The organism is Streptomyces lienomycini, from assembly GCF_027947595.1.
GTDB classification, from domain to species: Bacteria; Actinomycetota; Actinomycetes; order Streptomycetales; family Streptomycetaceae; genus Streptomyces; species Streptomyces lienomycini.
In genome coordinates this window covers 5,761,070-5,779,534 of sequence record NZ_CP116257.1, presented here as the reverse complement: position 1 = coordinate 5,779,534, position 18,465 = coordinate 5,761,070, and the positions used below count along the sequence as shown (strand labels likewise).

Annotated in this window: 22 protein-coding genes; 16 read left to right on the top strand and 6 right to left on the bottom strand. The window is 71.9% G+C overall.

Annotation, left to right across the window (positions count from 1 at the left end):
• Positions 1 to 21: 21 nt before the first annotated feature.
• The 3 genes from BJ961_RS26395 to BJ961_RS26385 form a co-directional block, all read right to left on the bottom strand.
• Positions 22 to 804 carry an ABC transporter permease gene (locus tag BJ961_RS26395; RefSeq protein ID WP_271415284.1) on the bottom strand — a complete coding sequence of 261 codons (783 nt, stop codon included), beginning with the start codon at positions 802 to 804 and terminating at the stop codon, positions 22 to 24.
• Positions 801 to 1,724 (bottom strand): ABC transporter ATP-binding protein, encoded by a 924-nt coding sequence (locus BJ961_RS26390; protein ID WP_271415283.1) that lies wholly within the window; start codon positions 1,722 to 1,724, stop codon positions 801 to 803. Before BJ961_RS26390 ends, BJ961_RS26395 begins: the two co-directional genes overlap by 4 nt.
• 76 nt (positions 1,725 to 1,800) lie before the next feature.
• Entirely contained in the window at positions 1,801 to 2,589 is a 789-nt protein-coding gene (locus BJ961_RS26385) for an aminoglycoside N(3)-acetyltransferase (protein ID WP_271415282.1), read from the bottom strand.
• Positions 2,590 to 2,760: 171 nt separating this feature from the next.
• On the opposite strand from BJ961_RS26385, the gene BJ961_RS26380 reads away from it, so the two are divergent.
• The 11 genes from BJ961_RS26380 (at position 2,761) to dapD (ending at position 11,377) form a co-directional block, all read left to right on the top strand.
• Complete coding sequence (locus BJ961_RS26380; RefSeq protein WP_271415281.1) at positions 2,761 to 3,519, top strand: helix-turn-helix transcriptional regulator; 759 nt, start codon at positions 2,761 to 2,763, stop codon at positions 3,517 to 3,519.
• Entirely contained in the window at positions 3,516 to 4,937 is a 1,422-nt protein-coding gene (gene sufB / locus BJ961_RS26375) for a Fe-S cluster assembly protein SufB (protein ID WP_003976894.1), read from the top strand. The genes BJ961_RS26380 and sufB overlap by 4 nt, the downstream gene beginning before the upstream one ends.
• Before the next feature lie 61 nt (positions 4,938 to 4,998).
• Entirely contained in the window at positions 4,999 to 6,183 is a 1,185-nt protein-coding gene (sufD, locus tag BJ961_RS26370; RefSeq protein WP_271415280.1) for a Fe-S cluster assembly protein SufD, read from the top strand.
• A complete protein-coding gene (locus BJ961_RS26365; protein ID WP_271415279.1) occupies positions 6,180 to 6,509 on the top strand; it encodes a non-heme iron oxygenase ferredoxin subunit in 330 nt (109 codons plus the stop codon). Before sufD ends, BJ961_RS26365 begins: the two co-directional genes overlap by 4 nt.
• A gap of 7 nt (positions 6,510 to 6,516) precedes the next feature.
• Positions 6,517 to 7,281: a Fe-S cluster assembly ATPase SufC gene (gene sufC, locus BJ961_RS26360; RefSeq protein WP_271415278.1), complete on the top strand. Its 765-nt coding sequence runs from the start codon at positions 6,517 to 6,519 to the stop codon at positions 7,279 to 7,281.
• Positions 7,278 to 8,534, top strand: a complete 1,257-nt coding sequence (locus BJ961_RS26355) for a cysteine desulfurase (protein WP_007448281.1) — start codon at positions 7,278 to 7,280, stop codon at positions 8,532 to 8,534. Before sufC ends, BJ961_RS26355 begins: the two co-directional genes overlap by 4 nt.
• Positions 8,535 to 8,551: 17 nt before the next feature.
• Positions 8,552 to 9,022, top strand: coding sequence for a Fe-S cluster assembly sulfur transfer protein SufU (gene sufU / locus BJ961_RS26350; protein WP_271415277.1), 471 nt, complete (start codon positions 8,552 to 8,554; stop codon positions 9,020 to 9,022).
• On the top strand, positions 9,019 to 9,351 hold the full coding sequence (locus BJ961_RS26345; protein ID WP_007448279.1) for a metal-sulfur cluster assembly factor: 333 nt from the start codon (positions 9,019 to 9,021) through the stop codon (positions 9,349 to 9,351). The genes sufU and BJ961_RS26345 overlap by 4 nt, the downstream gene beginning before the upstream one ends.
• Positions 9,352 to 9,452: 101 nt before the next feature.
• Positions 9,453 to 9,773 carry a DMT family transporter gene (locus tag BJ961_RS26340; RefSeq protein WP_271415276.1) on the top strand — a complete coding sequence of 107 codons (321 nt, stop codon included), beginning with the start codon at positions 9,453 to 9,455 and terminating at the stop codon, positions 9,771 to 9,773.
• Positions 9,773 to 10,366 carry a TetR/AcrR family transcriptional regulator gene (locus BJ961_RS26335; protein ID WP_271415275.1) on the top strand — a complete coding sequence of 198 codons (594 nt, stop codon included), beginning with the start codon at positions 9,773 to 9,775 and terminating at the stop codon, positions 10,364 to 10,366. The genes BJ961_RS26340 and BJ961_RS26335 overlap by 1 nt, the downstream gene beginning before the upstream one ends.
• 9 nt (positions 10,367 to 10,375) lie before the next feature.
• A complete protein-coding gene (gene dapD, locus BJ961_RS26330) occupies positions 10,376 to 11,377 on the top strand; it encodes a 2,3,4,5-tetrahydropyridine-2,6-dicarboxylate N-succinyltransferase (RefSeq protein WP_271415274.1) in 1,002 nt (333 codons plus the stop codon).
• 50 nt (positions 11,378 to 11,427) lie between these two features.
• Here the strand turns inward: dapD and BJ961_RS26325 are convergent, their stop codons facing one another.
• A complete protein-coding gene (locus BJ961_RS26325) occupies positions 11,428 to 11,616 on the bottom strand; it encodes a hypothetical protein (protein WP_271415273.1) in 189 nt (62 codons plus the stop codon).
• A 121-nt stretch (positions 11,617 to 11,737) separates the two neighbouring features.
• On the opposite strand from BJ961_RS26325, the gene BJ961_RS26320 reads away from it, so the two are divergent.
• Positions 11,738 to 11,980: a hypothetical protein gene (locus BJ961_RS26320; RefSeq protein ID WP_271415272.1), complete on the top strand. Its 243-nt coding sequence runs from the start codon at positions 11,738 to 11,740 to the stop codon at positions 11,978 to 11,980.
• On the opposite strand, the gene dapA is transcribed toward BJ961_RS26320, so the two are convergent.
• Positions 11,965 to 12,885: a 4-hydroxy-tetrahydrodipicolinate synthase gene (gene dapA / locus BJ961_RS26315; protein ID WP_271415271.1), complete on the bottom strand. Its 921-nt coding sequence runs from the start codon at positions 12,883 to 12,885 to the stop codon at positions 11,965 to 11,967. The two genes, BJ961_RS26320 and dapA, sit on opposite strands and share 16 nt — an antisense overlap.
• 169 nt (positions 12,886 to 13,054) lie before the next feature.
• Here dapA and BJ961_RS26310 point away from each other — a divergent pair, with 169 nt between their 5' ends.
• The 3 genes from BJ961_RS26310 to BJ961_RS26300 all read left to right on the top strand — a co-directional run bounded on the left by BJ961_RS26310 (position 13,055) and on the right by BJ961_RS26300 (position 14,846).
• Positions 13,055 to 13,474 carry a phage holin family protein gene (locus BJ961_RS26310; protein WP_271415270.1) on the top strand — a complete coding sequence of 140 codons (420 nt, stop codon included), beginning with the start codon at positions 13,055 to 13,057 and terminating at the stop codon, positions 13,472 to 13,474.
• Positions 13,471 to 13,935 carry a DUF3618 domain-containing protein gene (locus BJ961_RS26305; protein ID WP_271415269.1) on the top strand — a complete coding sequence of 155 codons (465 nt, stop codon included), beginning with the start codon at positions 13,471 to 13,473 and terminating at the stop codon, positions 13,933 to 13,935. The genes BJ961_RS26310 and BJ961_RS26305 overlap by 4 nt, the downstream gene beginning before the upstream one ends.
• Positions 13,936 to 14,138: 203 nt before the next feature.
• Positions 14,139 to 14,846, top strand: coding sequence for an antibiotic biosynthesis monooxygenase (locus BJ961_RS26300; RefSeq protein WP_271415268.1), 708 nt, complete (start codon positions 14,139 to 14,141; stop codon positions 14,844 to 14,846).
• A gap of 22 nt (positions 14,847 to 14,868) precedes the next feature.
• Here BJ961_RS26300 and BJ961_RS26295 read toward each other — a convergent pair whose 3' ends face one another.
• Positions 14,869 to 16,707, bottom strand: a complete 1,839-nt coding sequence (locus BJ961_RS26295) for an endonuclease/exonuclease/phosphatase family protein (RefSeq protein ID WP_271415267.1) — start codon at positions 16,705 to 16,707, stop codon at positions 14,869 to 14,871.
• 308 nt (positions 16,708 to 17,015) lie between these two features.
• On the opposite strand from BJ961_RS26295, the gene BJ961_RS26290 reads away from it, so the two are divergent.
• On the top strand, positions 17,016 to 18,443 hold the full coding sequence (locus tag BJ961_RS26290) for a hypothetical protein (protein WP_271415266.1): 1,428 nt from the start codon (positions 17,016 to 17,018) through the stop codon (positions 18,441 to 18,443).
• Positions 18,444 to 18,465: the final 22 nt, after the last annotated feature.

The window sequence follows — 18,465 nt, the reverse complement described above, 5'->3', positions numbered from 1 at the left end:
TCGGTGTCCGGCATCGTGTCCCTACTCCCAGCGGAAGAACTTCCCCGCGGCCGCGAGCCCCGCGACCGCCCACACGGCGAGGATGCCCAGGTCGCCCCAGGGCATCCCGGCCCCATGCTGGAGCACGTCCCGCAGTCCGTCCGACAGGGCGGAGATCGGCAGCAGCCCCAGCACGCTCTGTGCCGCGTCGGGGAACTTGTCCAGCGGCACGATGACCCCGCCGCCCACGAGGAGCAGCAGGAACACCAGGTTGGCCGCAGCCAGCGTGGCCTCCGCCTTCAGCGTGCCCGCCATCAGCAGCCCGAGCCCGGAGAAGGCGGCGGTGCCGAGGACCAGGAGCAGCAGCACGGCCGCCGGGTTGCCGTGCGGCGACCAGCCGAGCCCGAAGGCGATCGCCGTCAGCAGGATGATCTGGAGCACCTCGGTGACCAGCACCGACGCCGTCTTCGCGGTCATCAGGGCCCAGCGCGGCAGCGGGGAGGCGGCCAGCCGCTTCAGCACCCCGTACCGGCGCTCGAAGCCGGTGGCGATGGCCTGACCGGTGAACGCCGTCGACAGCACCGCCAGCGCGAGGACGCCGGGGGCGAGGAAGTCGACGGACTCGCCGGCTCCCGTGTCGATGATGTCGACGGAGCTGAACAGGACCAGCAGCAGCGTCGGGATGATCACCGTCAGCAGTAGTTGCTCGCCGTTGCGCAGCAGCATCCTGGTCTCGAGCACGGCCTGCGCCGCGATCATGCGCCCGAGCGGTGCGGCACCGGGCCTGGGCGCGTACGCCCCCGGCGTCCCTGTCGTGGTGGTCACCCGCGCAGCTCCTTGCCAGTCAGCTCCAGGAAGACGTCCTCCAGTGTGTGCCGCTCCACCGAGATCCGGTCCGGCATCACCCCGTGCTGGGCGCACCAGGAGGTCACCGTCGCGAGGAGCTGCGGGTCGACCTCGCCGTTCACCCGGTAGGAGCCCGGGGTCAGCTCGGCGGCCGAGGAGTCCGGGGGGAGCGCCTTGAGGAGGGACGCGACGTCCAGCCCCGGCCGGCCGGAGAACCGCAGGGTGTTCTCGGCGCCGCCGCGGCACAGCTCCTCCGGTGCGCCCTGCGCGATGACGCGGCCGGTGTCGATGATGGCCACGTCGTCGGCCAGTTGCTCGGCCTCGTCCATGTGGTGCGTGGTGAGGATCACCGAGACGCCGTCGCCGCGCAGGTCCCGCACGAGGTCCCAGGTGGCGCGGCGGGCCTGCGGGTCGAGGCCGGCGGTCGGCTCGTCGAGGAAGACCAGCTCGGGGCGCCCGACCACGGCCATCGCGAGGGCGAGCCGCTGCTGCTGCCCGCCGGAGAGCCTGCGGTACGCGGTCCGGCCGCACGAGCCGAGCCCGAGCCGCTCGATCAGCGCGTCGACGTCCAGCGGGTGGGCGTGCAGCTTCGCGACGTGGCGCAGCATCTCGTCGGCGCGGGCGCCGGAGTAGACGCCACCGGACTGGAGCATCACGCCGATGCGCGGGCGCAGCTCGGCACCCTGTCGCACCGGGTCCAGGCCGAGCACGCGCACCGTCCCGGAGTCCGGTCTGCGGTACCCCTCGCAGGTCTCCACCGTGGTGGTCTTGCCCGCCCCGTTGGGGCCGAGGACGGCGGTGACACCCGTCCGGGCCACCAGGTCGAGGCCGTCCACCGCGGTCTTCGTGCCGTACCGCTTCACCAGGGCCTGGACCTGGACCACGGGCTCGCTTCGCATGGGTCACGAGTCTAGGTAGGCGGCGGACCGGCCGGGCGCGGGGGTGTGGAAAACCCCCTCGCCGCCGGGAGCGGACTCACTCGCGGGGGCGATGCACCGGCAGCCACCGCTCGGCGTACGCGACCGCGTCCGGCAGGGAGAACAGGCGCACGCCGGCGGCGCCCACGGTGCCGCGCAGGACGGGCCGGTCGCGCTCGAAGTCGTGGCCCAGTTCGTCGAAGCGGTCCGACGTGATCGACACCTCGGTCACCCGCTCCCAGCCCACCGGCCCCGGGCGCCCCACCTCCACCAGCGGGGCGGGGATCCGGTACTCGGCGAGGTGGAAGGCGGTGCACGCCTCGTACCCGGCGCCGAGCAGCAGGACCCGCGCGCCCAGCCGTTCCAGCGCGGCCAGCGGGCTGCGCTCGCCCAGCCGGCAGTCGGTCGCGTGGCCGGCGACGACCTCGGCGGCGCGGGCGCCGAGGGCCGCGAAGGAGGTCTGGGGATGCGCGCTGCGCCGGGCGCCGGGCCAGGTGCGCACCGTCTCGGGGACCACGCCGACACCGCGCGAGGGAGTGATCAGCGGGTCGTAGGCGGGCATCGCGGTCCGCACGGTGTTCCACCACGCCTCGGGCACCGACGGGCTCTGCCACAGTGCCGGGTCCGAGAGGTCGCCGGTCTGGGTCGGAACCACCAGGGTGCCGCCCGGGCCGAGGGCGTCGAGAAGTCCCTGGACGACCGCGACGGGGCCGCCGCAGACCCAGCCGAGCGAGCTGAGGGAGGAGTGCGCGAGGAGGGTGTCACCCGTGCGCACGCCCAGCTCGCGCAGTCCGGCGGCGATCGTGCCCCGGGTGACGAGTGGGCCGGTCGGAGGGGGTGTGGGCATGCGGGGGAGTGTCCCCGACGCCGTCCCGGAACGCCAGCGAATTGCCCCGTGCCCGATCGACCGGAGATCGTTTCCGCAGGTCACGTTAGGTATGCCTAAGTGACGCAGGGCACCGTTCGGTGATCGGGACGCGGCTTGCCCGCCCCCGATGAATTACGCAACAATGGCGTTGTGAAAAACGTTGGCGAGGCTCCGCAGGAGGAACTCGCGACCGGTGAGCGGTCCACCCGCAACCGCGTCGCGCGCTCCATCCTGGACCACGGGCCGTCGACCGTCGCCGAGCTCGCCGGACGCCTGGGCCTGACCCAGGCCGCCGTCCGGCGCCACCTCGACGCGCTGGTCGCCGACGCCGTGGTCGAGGCCCGCGAGCAGCGGGTCTACGGCGCGCGCACGCGCGGGAGGCCCGCCAAGGTCTTCGCGCTCACCGACTGCGGCCGGGACGCCTTCGACCAGTCGTACGACAAGCTGGCCGTCGACGCCCTGCGCTGGATCGCCGAGCAGGAGGGCGGGGAACAGGCGATCGCCGCCTTCGCCCGCGCCCGGATCGCCACCCAGTCGGGTGCGTACCGCGAGGCCGTCGAGTCCGTCCCCGCCGAGAAGCGCGCGGAAGCGCTGGCCAAGGCCCTGAGCGGCGACGGGTACGCTGCTACCGCGCGGAGCGCACCCCACCCCCAGCAGGGCGAGCAGCTGTGCCAGCACCACTGCCCGGTCGCCCACGTCGCGGAGCGGTTTCCGCAGCTGTGCGAGGCGGAGACGGAATTTTTCGCCGAGCTGCTCGGTACGCATGTACAGAGACTCGCGACCATCGCGCACGGCGACGGGGTCTGCACCACGTTCATTCCGAAGACTTCGCACGCGCCACCCACGGCGCACGCGTCCAAGAACACCGCTAACGCATCTGCAAGCACGGCCGGGAGGAACCCCGCATGACTCTCCCCACGGAGACTGCTCACCCCGAGCTCGAGGGCCTGGGCAAGTACGAATACGGCTGGGCCGACTCCGACACGGCCGGCGCCTCTGCCAAGCGCGGCATCAACGAGGACGTCGTCCGCGACATCTCCGCGAAGAAGAACGAGCCGGAGTGGATGACCAAGCTCCGTCTCAAGGGCCTGCGCCTCTTCGAGAAGAAGCCCATGCCGAACTGGGGCTCGGACCTGTCGGGCATCGACTTCGACAACATCAAGTACTTCGTGCGCTCCACGGAGAAGCAGGCGGAGTCCTGGGAGGACCTGCCCGAGGACATCAAGAACACGTACGACAAGCTCGGCATCCCCGAGGCGGAGAAGCAGCGCCTCGTCGCCGGTGTCGCGGCCCAGTACGAGTCCGAGGTCGTCTACCACCAGATCCGCGAGGACCTGGAGGAGCAGGGCGTCATCTTCCTGGACACCGACACGGCCCTCAAGGAGCACCCGGAGCTCTTCAAGGAGTACTTCGGCACCGTCATCCCCGTCGGCGACAACAAGTTCGCGTCGCTGAACAGCGCCGTGTGGTCCGGCGGCTCCTTCATCTACGTGCCGAAGGGCGTGCACGTGGAGATCCCGCTCCAGGCCTACTTCCGTATCAACACGGAGAACATGGGCCAGTTCGAGCGGACCCTGATCATCGTCGACGAGGGTGCCTACGTGCACTACGTCGAGGGCTGCACCGCGCCGATCTACAAGTCGGACTCGCTGCACTCCGCCGTGGTCGAGATCATCGTCAAGAAGAACGCCCGCTGCCGCTACACGACCATCCAGAACTGGTCGAACAACGTCTACAACCTGGTCACCAAGCGCGCCGTGGCGTACGAGGGCGCGACCATGGAGTGGATCGACGGCAACATCGGCTCCAAGGTGACGATGAAGTACCCGGCCGTCTACCTGATGGGCGAGCACGCCAAGGGCGAGACCCTGTCCATCGCCTTCGCGGGCGAGGGCCAGCACCAGGACGCCGGCTCCAAGATGGTCCACATGGCGCCGAACACCTCCTCCAACATCGTCTCGAAGTCCGTGGCGCGCGGCGGCGGCCGCACCTCCTACCGCGGGCTCGTCGAGATCGGCGAGGGCGCCCACGGCTCCAAGTCGAACGTGCTGTGCGACGCGCTGCTCGTCGACACCATCTCCCGCTCCGACACGTACCCCTACGTGGACGTCCGCGAGGACGACGTGTCCATGGGGCACGAGGCGACCGTCTCCAAGGTCTCCGAGGACCAGCTCTTCTACCTGATGAGCCGCGGTCTGAGCGAGTTCGAGGCGATGGCGATGATCGTGCGCGGCTTCGTCGAGCCGATCGCCAAGGAGCTGCCCATGGAGTACGCCCTCGAACTCAACCGGCTGATCGAGCTGCAGATGGAGGGCGCGGTCGGTTAGGACCCGCACCCTCGAAGCAGTCGCCAGATTTCCGACGTAGGAAGAGAGCAGACCGACAGCCATGGCTGAGGCTCAGAACATCCCCGTGGGGTCGACCACCGCGGGCCAGATCGCGGTGGCCGCCGAGTCGACCGTCGCCACGCGCATGAGCGCGCCCGCGTCCTTCGACGTGGCGGACTTCCCGGTCCCGCACGGCCGCGAGGAGGAGTGGCGGTTCACCCCGCTGGAGCGGCTGCGCGGGCTGCACGACGGCACCGCCGTCGCCACCGGCGACGGCGTGAAGGTCGACATCGAGGCGCCCGAGGGCGTCGTCGTGGAGACCGTCGGCCGCGACGACGCGCGCATCGGCAGGGCCGGCACCCCCGTGGACCGGGTCGCCGCGCAGGCCTACTCGGCGTTCGAGAAGGCCGGCGTGATCACCGTCCCCAAGGAGACGGTCCTCACCGAGCCGATCCGCATCGCCGTGCACGGCGAGGGCGGCACCGCCTACGCCCACCAGGTCGTCGAGCTGGGCGCCTTCGCCGAGGCCGTGGTCGTCATCGACCACACCGGCGACGCGGTGCTCGCAGCCAACGTCGACTACGTCCTGGGCGACGGAGCCAAGCTGACCGTCGTCTCCGTCCAGGACTGGGACGACAAGGCCGTGCACGTCGGCCAGCACAACGCGCTGATCGGCCGCGACGCGACCTTCAAGTCCTTCGTGGTCACCTTCGGCGGCGACCTGGTCCGCCTGCACCCGCGCGTGGCCTACGCCGGTCCCGGCGGCGAGGCCGAGCTGTTCGGTCTGTACTTCACCGACGCCGGCCAGCACCAGGAGCACCGCCTCCTGGTCGACCACAACGTCCCGCACTGCAAGTCCAACGCCGTCTACAAGGGCGCCCTCCAGGGCGACGACGCGCACGCGGTGTGGATCGGCGACGTGCTCATCGAGGCCGCGGCCGAGGGCACCGACACCTACGAGATGAACCGCAACCTCGTCCTCACCGACGGCGCGCGGGTCGACTCGGTGCCGAACCTGGAGATCGAGACCGGCGAGATCGTCGGCGCCGGTCACGCCTCCGCCACCGGCCGCTTCGACGACGAGCAGCTCTTCTACCTGATGGCGCGCGGCATCCCCGAGCTGGACGCCCGCCGCCTGGTGGTCCACGGCTTCTTCGCCGAGCTGGTCCAGCAGATCGGCGTCGCGGACATCGAGGAGCGGCTCCTCGCCAAGATCGCGGAGGAGCTGGAGGCGTCGGTCGCATGACCTTCGTACGCGTCTGTGGAGCGGACGAGCTGGAAGAGGACACCCCGAAGCGGGTGGAACTCGACGGCACGCCGATCTCCGTCGTGCGGACCGAGGGCGAGGTCTTCGCGATCAACGACATCTGCTCGCACGCGAACGTCTCCCTGGCCGAGGGCGAGGTCGACGACTGCCACATCGAGTGCTGGCTGCACGGCTCGCGCTTCGACCTCCGTTCCGGCAAGCCCGACAGCCTTCCGGCGACGCGCCCCGTCCCCGTTTACCCCGTAAAGATCGAAGGGGGCAGCGTCCTCGTTGACGTACGCGCCTCCCTCACCCAGGAGTCCTGAGGCACCCATGGCAACGCTTGAAATCCGAGACCTGCACGTCACCGTCGAGGCCGACAACGCCACGAAGGAGATCCTCAAGGGCGTCGACCTCACCGTGAAGCAGGGCGAGACGCACGCCATCATGGGCCCCAACGGCTCCGGCAAGTCGACCCTCGCCTACTCCCTCGCGGGTCACCCCAAGTACACGATCACCGGCGGGACCGTCACCCTCGACGGCGAGGACGTCCTGGAGATGTCCGTCGACGAGCGCGCCCGCGCCGGCCTCTTCCTCGCCATGCAGTACCCGGTCGAGGTCCCCGGCGTCTCCGTCTCCAACTTCCTGCGCACCTCCGCCACCGCGGTGCGCGGCGAGGCCCCCAAGCTGCGGCACTGGGTCAAGGAGGTCAAGGAGGCCATGGAGCGCCTCAACATGGACCCCGCCTTCGCCGAGCGCAACGTCAACGAGGGCTTCTCCGGCGGTGAGAAGAAGCGCCACGAGATCCTCCAGCTCGAGCTGCTCAAGCCGAAGATGGCGATCCTCGACGAGACCGACTCCGGCCTGGACGTCGACGCCCTGCGCGTCGTCTCCGAGGGCGTCAACCGCGTCCGCGAGACCGGCGAGGTCGGCACGCTGCTGATCACGCACTACACGCGCATCCTGCGCTACATCAAGCCCGACTACGTCCACGTCTTCGCCAACGGCCGCATCGCCGAGTCCGGCGGCGCCGAGCTGGCCGACAAGCTGGAGGCCGAGGGCTACGAGGCATACACGAAGGGCGGCGCATCCGAGTGACACAGCTGCCGGGCCTCCTCGACACCGAGGCGATCCGCAAGGACTTCCCCATCCTGGACCGCCAGGTCCACGACGGGCACAAGCTCGTGTACCTGGACAACGCGGCGACCAGCCAGAAGCCGCGGCAGGTGCTGGACGCGCTCAGCGAGTACTACGAGCGCTACAACGCCAACGTCCACCGCGGCGTGCACGTCCTCGCCGAGGAGGCCACGGCGCTGTACGAGGGCGCGCGTGACAAGGTCGCGGAGTTCGTCAACGCGCCCTCGCGCGACGAGGTGATCTTCACCAAGAACGCCTCGGAGTCCCTCAACCTCGTAGCGAACATGCTGGGCTGGGCCGACGACCCGTACCGCGTGGACCACGAGACCGAGATCGTCATCACGGAGATGGAGCACCACTCCAACATCGTGCCGTGGCAGCTGCTCTCGCAGCGCACCGGTGCGAAGCTCCGCTGGTTCGGCCTCACCGACGACGGCCGCCTGGACCTGTCCAACATCGACGAGGTCATCACCGAGAAGACGAAGATCGTCTCCTTCGTGCTGGTCTCCAACATCCTGGGCACCCAGAACCCGGTCGAGGCGATCGTGCGCCGCGCCCAGGAGGTCGGCGCGCTCGTGTGCATCGACGCCTCGCAGGCCGCGCCGCACATGCCGCTGGACGTACAGGCCCTCCAGGCCGACTTCGTGGCCTTCACCGGCCACAAGATGTGCGGCCCGACCGGCATCGGCGTGCTGTGGGGCCGCCAGGAGCTCCTTGAGGACCTCCCGCCGTTCCTCGGTGGCGGCGAGATGATCGAGACCGTCTCGATGCACTCCTCCACCTACGCCCCGGCCCCGCACAAGTTCGAGGCGGGCACGCCCCCGATCGCGGGCGCGGTCGGCCTGGGCGCGGCCATCGACTACCTGAACTCGATCGGCATGGACAAGATCCTCGCCCACGAGCACGCGCTGACCGAGTACGCCGTCAAGCGCCTGCTGGAGGTCCCGGACCTGCGCATCATCGGCCCCACCACGGCCGAGGAGCGCGGCGCGGCGATCTCCTTCACGCTGGGCGACATCCACCCGCACGACGTGGGCCAGGTCCTCGACGAGCAGGGCATCGCGGTCCGGGTCGGCCACCACTGCGCCCGCCCCGTGTGCCTGCGGTACGGAATTCCTGCGACCACGCGAGCGTCGTTCTATCTGTACTCCACGCCGGCCGAGATCGACGCGCTGGTCGACGGCCTGGAGCACGTACGGAACTTCTTCGGCTGACGGGACGAGCGAAGAGCATGAAGCTGGACTCCATGTACCAGGAAGTCATCCTGGACCACTACAAGAACCCGCACGGGCGGGGCTTGCGGGATGGCGACGCCGAGGTCCACCACGTCAACCCCACCTGCGGGGACGAGATCACGCTCCGCGTGAAGTACGACGGTACGACGATCAGCGACGTCAGCTACGAGGGCCAGGGCTGCTCCATCAGCCAGGCGAGCGCCTCCGTGCTGAACGACCTGCTGGTCGGCAAGGACCTGGCCGAGGCGCAGCGGATCCAGGAGACCTTCCTGGAACTGATGCAGTCCAAGGGCAAGGTCGAGCCCGACGACGCGATGGAGGAGGTCCTGGAGGACGCGGTCGCGTTCGCCGGGGTCTCGAAGTACCCGGCCCGGGTCAAGTGCGCCCTGCTGAGCTGGATGGCCTGGAAGGACGCGACGGCCCAGGCACTGGACGGCGCCGACGCCGAGAAGGAGACGACGGCATGAGCGAGACCGTGGAAATGAAGCCCGCCTCCGAGGAGGAGGTCCGTGAGGCCCTGCTGGACGTCGTGGACCCCGAGCTGGGCATCGATGTCGTCAACCTGGGCCTCATCTACGGCGTCCACATCGACGACGCGAACATCGCGACGATCGACATGACCCTGACGTCGGCGGCCTGTCCGCTGACCGACGTGATCGAGGACCAGGCCAAGTCCGCCACGGACGGCCTCGTCAACGAGCTGCGCATCAACTGGGTCTGGATGCCGCCGTGGGGCCCGGACAAGATCACGGACGACGGCCGCGAGCAGCTGCGCGCGCTCGGGTTCAACGTCTGAGCCACACCGGCAGCACGGGTTTCGGGAACGGCGGCACCTTCGGGTGCCGCCGTTCCCGTGTTCGGGCCCGCCCCCGTTCCTCGTTATGTACGCTCGTACACATGGGATATCTGCTCCTGGCCGGAGCCATCGCCGCCGAGGTCGCCGGCACCACCGCCATGAAGTACAGCGAGGGCTTCAGCAGGCTCGTGCCGTCGCTCCTGACGGCCCTCGCCTACGTCCTCTCCTTCGCGCTCCTCGCCCAGACCCTGAAGATCCTCGCCATGGGCACGGCGTACGCGATCTGGGCCGGGGTCGGCACGGCCGCCATCGCCGCCATCGGCGTGGCCTTCATGGGCGAGGGGATGACACTCACCAAGGCCGCCGGCATCGCGCTGATCATCCTCGGGGTCGTCGTCCTCAATCTGGGCGGGGCCCACTGATGCCCCGCCGCCACGACCCCGAGCGCCGCCAGCGCCTCATCGACGCGGCGATCCGCGTCGTCGGGCAGAAGGGCATCGCCGGGCTCAGCCACCGCACCGTCGCCGCCGAGGCGGACGTGCCGCTGGGCTCCACGACGTACCACTTCGCGACCCTCGACGACCTGATGGTCGCCGCCCTGCGCCAGGCCAACGAGGGCTTCGCCAAGGTCGTCGCCGCCCACCCCGCCCTCCTGGACCCGGAGGCCGACCTGCCCGCCGAACTCGCCCGCGTCCTCGGCGCATGGCTTGGCGGCGACCGCACCGGCGTGGAGCTGGAGTACGAGCTGTACCTCGCCGCCCTGCGCCGCCCCGCCCTGCGCCCGGTGGCCGCCGAGTGGGCCGAGGGAGTGGGCGCCCTGCTCGCCGCCCGCACCGACCCCACGACGGCCCGCGCCCTGGTCGCCGTACTCGACGGCATCTGCCTGCAGGTCCTGCTCACGGACACGCCGTACGACGAGGACTACGCGCGGGACGTACTGACTCGGCTGATCCCCGCGCCCCGTCCCCGAGACGGCCGCGGTCCCGGCTCGCTTCCACCCGCGACCGCCGGTTAGGTTGCCCTCATGACCGACACGACTGCTCCCCGCACCACCGGCGCCGTGGCCGCCGGCCTCGCCACGATCGCCGCCGACGGCACCGTCCTCGACACCTGGTTCCCGGCCCCCGAACTGTCCACTGCGACTGCCGAGGGGCCCGGCCCGTCCGGCACCGAGCGCCTCACCGCCGAACAGGCCGCCGAACTCCTGGGCGGCGGCGCCACCGCCGCGGTCGGTCCGGACGCCCGCCGCGGCGTCGAGGTGGTCGCGGTCCGCACGGTCATCTCCTCGCTGGACGAGAAGCCGGTCGACACGCACGACGTCTACCTGCGCCTGCACCTGCTCTCGCACCGCCTGGTCCAGCCGCACGGCCAGAACCTGGACGGCATCTTCGCCCACCTCGCCAACGTCGCCTGGACCTCGCTGGGCCCGGTCGCCGTGGACGACATCGAGAAGGTCCGCCTCAACGCCCGCGCCGAGGGCCTGCACCTCCAGGTCACCTCGATCGACAAGTTCCCCCGCATGACGGACTACGTCGCCCCCAAGGGCGTCCGCATCGCCGACGCCGACCGCGTCCGGCTCGGCGCGCACCTCTCCGCGGGCACCACGGTCATGCACGAGGGCTTCGTCAACTTCAACGCCGGCACGCTCGGCACCTCGATGGTCGAGGGCCGCATCTCCGCGGGCGTCGTCGTCGGCGACGGCTCCGACATCGGCGGCGGCGCCTCCACCATGGGCACCCTCTCCGGCGGCGGCAACGTCCGCATCGTCATCGGCGAACGCTGCCTGGTCGGCGCCGAGGCGGGCGTCGGCATCGCGCTGGGCGACGAGTGCGTGGTCGAGGCCGGCCTCTACGTCACCGCGGGCACCCGCGTCACGATGCCCGACGGCCAGATCGTCAAGGCCCGCGAACTCTCCGGCGCCTCGAACATCCTCTTCCGCCGCAACTCGGTCACCGGCACGGTCGAGGCCCGCCCGAACAACGCGGTCTGGGGCGGCCTGAACGAGGTGCTGCACAGCCACAACTGAGCGGACGCCGATCCGCCGAGCGCCCTTCCCGCCCGTCGCGGGGAGGGCGCTCACCGTTTCAGGGCCCGGTACCGTTTCAGCAGCGCGGTGACGCGGGTCTGGTCGGCCGGGCCGTTCAGCTCGGTCAGGAGGTCGTCGGGGCACAGCTCGTAGAGGTCGCCCCACCAGCGGCGGCCCCTGTCGTCCCAGATGCGGTAACCGCCCGTAACGCCCCGGGCCACGTAGCGTCTTCTGCTCATGGCGGGCCACCGTAACCCGCACGTACGGATGACCGCCCGTGACTTTCCGGTGGTCTTGGCGGATGAACGGGTGGACGCAGAGTCCGATCAGACGCCGATCCGACGAGACGAGGGGCCTGGGATGACGACGAACGAGCGGGTGAGGGCCGTGGGGCGCCTACTGGCAGGGGCGGGCGCCGCGGTGCTGGTGTGCTGTGCCGCGGTGGGGGCCGCGGGGACCGCGCACGCCGACGAGACGACGACCGGTTCGCACAACGGCCCCCGGGTCGGGCTCCTCAACGTCCACGTCGGGCAGATCGACGACCCGGCGGAGGACGTACTGGAGCACACCCTGCTGTTCGGCGACGGCTACGCCTGGGACTGACCGGCGGGGGCGGCCACGTCCCCGTAGGCCGCCAGCAGAGCGGTTGTCGCCGTCCGGTCCGCGGGCCGCAGCGGTGCGCGGACCGGACCCGCCGGCAGGCCCAGCGCGCCGAGCAGGGCCTTGGTGGTGACCGTGCCGGGCAGGCCGCCCGCCATCATCGGCTCGACGAGCCGCACCGCCCGCCGCTGCAGCAGGGCGGCCCGCCCGGTGTCGCCCGCGTCGAAGGCGTCGAGGACGGACCGGAACAGTTCCGGTACGACGTTGGCGACGGTGCTGACGTATCCCGTCGCGCCGATCGCGTACAGGGCGAGAACCTGCTCGTCGCAGCCCGCGTAGTAGGCAAGACGGGTGCGGGAGAGCACCCGCTGGATGCCGAGGAGGTCGTAGGAGCAGTCCTTCACGGCGACGATCCGCGGGTGCTCGGCGAGGCGGACGACGGTGTCGGGCTCGATGCGGGTGCCGGTGCGGCCCGGGATGTCGTACAGCATCACGGGCAGGCCGCTCGCGTCGGCGACCTCGCGGAAATGCGCCTCCAGGGCGTCCTGCGGGGGCCTGCTGTAGTACGGCGCGACCACCAGCAGGCCGTCCGCGCCGGCCTTCTCGGCGGCCAGGGCCAGCTCCACGGTGTGCCGGGTGTCCGCGGTGCCCACCCCGGCGACCAGGGCGGCGCGGTCCCCGACCGCCTCCCGGACCGCCGTCACCAGCGCGGCCTTCTCCGCGTCCGTGGTGGTCGGCGACTCGCCCGTGGTGCCGGACAGCACGAGGCCGTCGCACCCCCGGGAGACCAGCCGCTCGGCGAGCCGCCGGGCACCGTCGAGGTCGAGCGCACCGGACTCGGTGAAGGGCGTGACCATGGCGCACAGGGCGCGGCCGAAGGGGGCGGGGCGGTCGTCGTCTGTCGTCATGGGAGTAGTGTCGGCCGCCGCATGGTGTAGCTCCACTTAATTCTCCTACGAGGTACCTGTAAGTACTGCTTCAGTGGCCTCGGGTGTCCGGGCGCGGGCGCGGGCAGGGGTAGCGCCGCTCGGCCCGGGGTACCCGGGGTGCTCCGAACCGAGAGGAGGCGGGAACACCGTGACCGGAACCCTGCACACCAGGCCGGTGCGCGACGAGCAGCACTCCGTGGGCGAACTCGTCGGCCAGGCCACCGAACAGCTCTCCCGGCTCGTGCGCCAGGAAGTGGCCCTCGCCAAGATGGAACTGGCCGAGAAGGGCAAGCGCGCCGGGCGCGGCGGCGGAATGCTCGGTGCGGCGGGCGCCATCGCCTACGTCGGCCTCTTCGCCCTGGCCGGCACGGCCGTCGCCGCGCTCTCGCTGGTGCTGCCCGTCTGGGCCGCGGCGCTCATCGTGACGGGGGCGCTCTTCGTGATCGCCGGCGTCCTGGCCATGACCGGTCGCACGCAACTGCGCCGGGCCGTGCCGGCCAAGCCCGAGGAGACCCTCGGCAGCGTCCGGGCCGACGTGGACCAGATCAGGGAAAGGGCACATCGATGACCGACGCGACGGGCCGGGACGGGACGAGGAGCGGCTCCACCGTGCAGCCGGTCGGCGGGGCCAAGGGCCCCGACGAGCTGCGGCAGCAGATCGAACGGACCCGCGGGGAACTCGGCGACACCGTGGAGGAACTGGCGGGCAGGGCCGACGTGAAGGGCCGCGCCAAGGCCCGGGCCGCCGACCTGAAGGACAAGGCCGGTGCCATGACCGTGCAACTGCGCAGCTCCGCCGCGCACGCCGGGCAGACCGCGCAGGACAGGGCGGGCCGCGCCGGACACGCCGCGCGGCACAAGGCGGGACGGGCCACGGACGGCGCGGAGCGGCACACGCCGCCGGGGCGGGCCCGGGGCGCGGTACGCGCGGGACTCGGGCACCCACGCGCCGTGCTGGTCGCCGGAGCGACGGCGGGCGCGGTGGTCGCGGCGGGTCTCGTGCTGCGCCGTCAGCACGGGCACTGCTGAGAGCACTGCCGAGCACGCGGTGCGGCGAGGGGCTCCGGGCGGGGCCCCTCGCCCCGTGCGTCGTGGCGCCAGTGCCGTGCCGCCAGTGCCGTGCCGCCACCGGGAGGGGCTTGACCTCAACCTTGGTCGAGGCCGGAGGGTGGTGCGTGCCCTCGCGGTGCACGCACCACGCACCCGACGACCACCGACCACTGGAGGCCGGCATGACCCGCCGCACCGACGCCCATCCCGAATTCGCCCGCCCCGACGTCCGGGCGCCCTTCTTCAGCACCTGGTCCGTGGGCACCCCGCAGCGGCAGCGGCAGACCGTCGACGCCATCGCCCGCACCTGGGAACGCCGGCCCTGGCCCGCCGACGGCCTGCGCGGCTACCACGTCTACACCGGCCACGACGGCAGCACCCTGCTGCACCACTCCCAGTGGGCGAGCGAGCAGGCGTACGAGGCGTTCGTCAAGACGCACCGGCAGGAGCGCGTCGACGAGATCGACACCGCCGTGCCGGGCATCGAGCGGCTCGGCCTCGGCCGGTACCGGCACTACCGCAGCGCGAGCCGCGCGCACGGGGCGGCACCCGCCGTACCGGGATGCGTGGTGATCGTCGACGTCGAGTTCGAGGGACCCGACCCCGACCGGCAGCGCGCCTGGGTCGACGCCGTCCTCGAGGCCCTGGAGAGCGAGCCGGCACCCCGCCCCGGCGGGATCGCCGCCCACTTCCACCTCAGCACCGACGGCACCCGCGTCCTCAACTACGCCGAGTGGGAGAGCGCCCGGGCCCACCGCGACGCCCTGGCCGCACCGGGCGAGGGCGTCGGGTCGGGGACCGCGCCGTGGGAACGGGTGCGGAACTGGCCGGGCCTGAAGAGCAGCACGGTCAACCGCTACGACCACGCCCTCGGCCTGGTGCCCCGCTGAACCCGCCCCCAGGGCCCGCCGGTCACGGGCGGAAGCGCAGCACCTGCGGATCGTGGTCGCTGATCTGGTCGTGGAACTCCGCGTTGACGTGCACGCTGTCGTACGACAGCCGGCCGCCGTGCCGGACCGACGGGCTGACCAGGATCTGGTCCAGGACCTGGCTGTTGCCCTGGTAGACGTGCGAGTAACGCTCGCTCCGCGGCAGCGACTTGACCGCCGACCACAGGGCGCCGTCGCCCTCCAGGATGCGGGCGGTCGTCGAGAACTCGAAGTCGTTGATGTCACCGAGGGCGACGACGTCCGCGTTCTTCTGGGCGGCCAGGACCTCCTTGACGAAGGTGTTCACCACCTTCGCCTGGGCGTGCCGCTGCGTCTCCGAGCTGCGTGACGGCGGCTGGTACTGCGCCGTCAGTCCCTGGTCGCCGCCCTTGGAGTTGAAGTGGTTGGCGATGACGAAGACCGTCCGGCCGCGGAAGACGAACTCGCCCGCCAGCGGCTTGCGGCTGTCCTCCCAGGCAGGGTTCGCCGGGTCCACCCGGCCGGGGGAGAGGGTCAGCGCCGCCTTGCCGCGCACCGTGCGCACACCGGTCGCGGTGGTGGCGTCGCCGCCCGCGCGGTCGGTGAAGGAGACCCGCTCGGGGTTGAACAGGAACGCCTGGCGGATGTTGCCGCCGGGCTGGCCGCCGTCCGCCTTGTCGACCGGGTCGATGCCCCGCCAGTCGTAACGCGGGCCGCCCGCGGCGACGATCGCGTCGATCAGCTTGCCGACCGTCTCGTCGGCGGCCACCGTGCCGTCGTCCGTGGCGCCGTTGTTGTCCTGGATCTCCTCCAGCGACACGATGTCGGGCGACCTGAGGTGGTGCACGATCGCGTCGGCGTGCGCGGCGAAGGTGTCGTCGGACGGGTCGAGGTTCTCGACGTTGTACGTCGCCACCGCCAGTTCGCGGGCGCTCTGCGGGCGCGTGGACTCGCGCTCCGTGCCGCCCTTCTCCAGGGCGCCGATCTCGCTCGCGACCAGCGTGTAGCCGCCGTACTGGTTGTAGTCCAGCGGGCCCGCGGTGGCTCCGGCGAGGGTGTCGCCGACGTCCGCGGCGGGGAAGTCGGCCGGCCTGCCCAGCGACTGGACCTGCAGCCGGCCGGTGTTCTGGGCGTCGTAGGAGCCGTAGACCGTGCCGCCGCGGCGGTTCGGGTTCTCCCAGGGCTTCACCGTGACCCACAGCTCGGTGTACGGGTCCGAGGCGCCGACCACGCGGGCGTCGGCGACCCGCACGTTCATGCCCTCCAGGGACTCGTAGTAGTCCAGGGCGTACTTCGCGGGCCTCAACGGCAGGGCGTTGACCGACCCGTTGGCGTCCCCGTCGCCCTCGGGGGCGTACGCGCGCGGCACGGAGCGGGCGGAGACCGTCGTCGCGGCCGGGAGCGCGTTGCCGCCGGAGACGACGGTGACCGTCGGGCGGGTGATCTCGGTCAGCGACTGGTTCCCCGAGGACGTACCGCCGGGGACGTACTCCGAGACCGTGCCCGAGACGGTGACCGCGTCACCGACGGCGACCTCCGGGGCCCGGTTCGTGAAGACGAAGACACCCTCACTGGTGGCCGGGTCGGCGTCCGGCCGCGGGTCCTGCATCCAGAAGCCCTTGGAGCCGTAACCGCGGACGCCGATGACGATTCCGGCCACGTCCGCGACCTGCCGGCCGGCGTACGGCGACAGCCGGGTGCTGCCCTGGATGTCGTGGACGCGCACGGCGTCGTCCGGTGCGGAGCCGGCGTGGGCGGGCACGGTGAGGACGAGGGTGGACGCCGCCGAGCAGACGGCGGCGACGGTGAGCGCGGCGAGGCGCGCGGAGGACTTGCTGGCCAACGGGATCCCTCCGGGGACGTGACGTGGCGCCGGGACGAGGGCGGGACGCGAGGGGCGGCGGGCGGGTGCACGGGGACCCGAGCGAACAGGTGTCCCCCCGGCCGCCCCCCCCCTGGCCCTTCCCTCGCCTTCTACGCGCGTCAATCTCCTGCCTGGTCACGCCGGTTGTCAAGGTTTCGGCCATGCACACCACCCGACGGGGAGATGAACCGGGCGGCATGGGTGGAAACCCGTCTAGGCTGAGTCGTTGAGCGGTACGGCGTCCGGATGGTCGTACGGCGGTCAAGGCGCGCGAGGAGAAACAGCCGATGTCAGACAGCTCCACCCTGCCGCCCGCACGGCTGCGCCCCGAAGCGGAGCTGGCCCGCGACGCGCTGGCCGCGCCGGTGCTCGCCCGGGCCGCCCGGCTGGCCCGCTGGGCGGGCCCCGACACCCGCGTCGACGCCGGGGGCGGACTCGTCGAGGAGCAGGTGCCGGCGGCGGCCGAGCAGCTCGGGCTGACCGGCGACGAGGCCGCGGCGTACGCCAGCGAGGCCTGGCGGGTCGCCGTGGACACCGGGCTCGTCGAGATCACCGACGACGAGGAGGGCACCGTGGCGGCGGGCGAGGACCTCGCCCTGCTCACCGGCGGCTCCCCCCAGGACGTGCTCGGGGTCTGGCTCACCGCGCTGGAGACGGTGCTCGCCGACGCGAGCGTGCCCGATCTCGACGACCTGGTCGACGCCATGGCCGAGGGCGGCGAGATCGACCTCTCCTCCCTCGACTGGGACCCCGACGCCGAGTCCGAGTTCCTCGACGGTGTCCTCGGCAACCTCTACCTGCTCACCGTCGGCGAGGACGGCCCCGGCGACGCCGCGGTGCCGCTGCCCGCGCTGGCCGCCTCCGTGATCGTGCCCAGCGACATGAGCGAGCCCAGCAACGAGGTGCTGGAGCAGGTCTCGGACGCGATGATGCGCCTCGACGACCAGTTCCGGCTCCTCGAACCGGTCGGGCTCGTCGAGTACCAGCCGGTCGACGAGGCGCTCATGGCCGACGCCGACGAGGAGCCCGCGGCGCCGGTCGACGAGGCCGACGTCGCCCGCTACGGCATGGTGCGGCTCACCCCGCTCGGGCTGTACGGGCTGCGCGCCCGGCTCCTGGACGCCGGCTTCGACGCCCCGGCCGTCGGCGACCTCGCCGACAAGGGCGCCGACGCGCTCCTCGACGGCACCGCCCCCTTCCCGTCGGCCGCGGCCCACGCCGAGACAGAGCTGTGGCTGGCCGGGCGGAGCCCGCTCGACGCCGCCCGCGAACTGCTGGCCGCGGCCCGCGGCTCCGACACCGGGGCGCCGCTGCGCCGGCTCCGCTGCCAGCAGGCGCTCTCCCTCGTCGGCGCGGAGGCCGAACCCGCGCTGCGGGACGTCCTCGGCGACGCCGAACTGGGCGGCCTCGCCCGCGTCTGGCTCACCGAGCACGGCGCCCGCGACGTACCGGCCCCGTCGCAGGACATGGTCTTCTGGCTGACCATCGACACCGTGGCCGCGCAACTCGCCGCCGAAGGAAACTCCGAGGAACTGCGCGCCCTGGTGGAGGGCCTCGCCCGTCGGCACAGCGGCTTCTTCGACACCGTCTGGCGCGTCGAGCACCCGGCCACACCGGACGTCCTGGAGGCGATGGGGCGACTGCACCCCGACAAGAAGGTCGCCAAGGAGGCCCGCAAGGCGGCGTTCAAGGCGCGCTCCCAGCAGGGCGGCTGACGTAACGGGGCCCGAGCCGGCC

Excerpts from the sequence above, each read along its gene's own strand:
- BJ961_RS26390 (WP_271415283.1), bottom strand. The coding sequence starts at position 1,724 with ATGCGAAGCGAGCCCGTGGTCCAGGTCCAGGCCCTGGTGAAGCGGTAC.
- BJ961_RS26385 (WP_271415282.1), bottom strand. The coding sequence starts at position 2,589 with ATGCCCACACCCCCTCCGACCGGCCCACTCGTCACCCGGGGCACGATC.
- sufB (WP_003976894.1), top strand. The coding sequence starts at position 3,516 with ATGACTCTCCCCACGGAGACTGCTCACCCCGAGCTCGAGGGCCTGGGC.
- sufD (WP_271415280.1), top strand. The coding sequence starts at position 4,999 with ATGGCTGAGGCTCAGAACATCCCCGTGGGGTCGACCACCGCGGGCCAG.
- BJ961_RS26365 (WP_271415279.1), top strand. The coding sequence starts at position 6,180 with ATGACCTTCGTACGCGTCTGTGGAGCGGACGAGCTGGAAGAGGACACC.
- sufC (WP_271415278.1), top strand. The coding sequence starts at position 6,517 with ATGGCAACGCTTGAAATCCGAGACCTGCACGTCACCGTCGAGGCCGAC.
- sufU (WP_271415277.1), top strand. The coding sequence starts at position 8,552 with ATGAAGCTGGACTCCATGTACCAGGAAGTCATCCTGGACCACTACAAG.
- BJ961_RS26345 (WP_007448279.1), top strand. The coding sequence starts at position 9,019 with ATGAGCGAGACCGTGGAAATGAAGCCCGCCTCCGAGGAGGAGGTCCGT.
- BJ961_RS26340 (WP_271415276.1), top strand. The coding sequence starts at position 9,453 with ATGGGATATCTGCTCCTGGCCGGAGCCATCGCCGCCGAGGTCGCCGGC.
- BJ961_RS26335 (WP_271415275.1), top strand. The coding sequence starts at position 9,773 with ATGCCCCGCCGCCACGACCCCGAGCGCCGCCAGCGCCTCATCGACGCG.
- dapD (WP_271415274.1), top strand. The coding sequence starts at position 10,376 with ATGACCGACACGACTGCTCCCCGCACCACCGGCGCCGTGGCCGCCGGC.
- BJ961_RS26325 (WP_271415273.1), bottom strand. The coding sequence starts at position 11,616 with ATGAGCAGAAGACGCTACGTGGCCCGGGGCGTTACGGGCGGTTACCGC.
- BJ961_RS26320 (WP_271415272.1), top strand. The coding sequence starts at position 11,738 with ATGACGACGAACGAGCGGGTGAGGGCCGTGGGGCGCCTACTGGCAGGG.
- dapA (WP_271415271.1), bottom strand. The coding sequence starts at position 12,885 with ATGACGACAGACGACGACCGCCCCGCCCCCTTCGGCCGCGCCCTGTGC.
- BJ961_RS26305 (WP_271415269.1), top strand. The coding sequence starts at position 13,471 with ATGACCGACGCGACGGGCCGGGACGGGACGAGGAGCGGCTCCACCGTG.
- BJ961_RS26300 (WP_271415268.1), top strand. The coding sequence starts at position 14,139 with ATGACCCGCCGCACCGACGCCCATCCCGAATTCGCCCGCCCCGACGTC.
- BJ961_RS26290 (WP_271415266.1), top strand. The coding sequence starts at position 17,016 with ATGTCAGACAGCTCCACCCTGCCGCCCGCACGGCTGCGCCCCGAAGCG.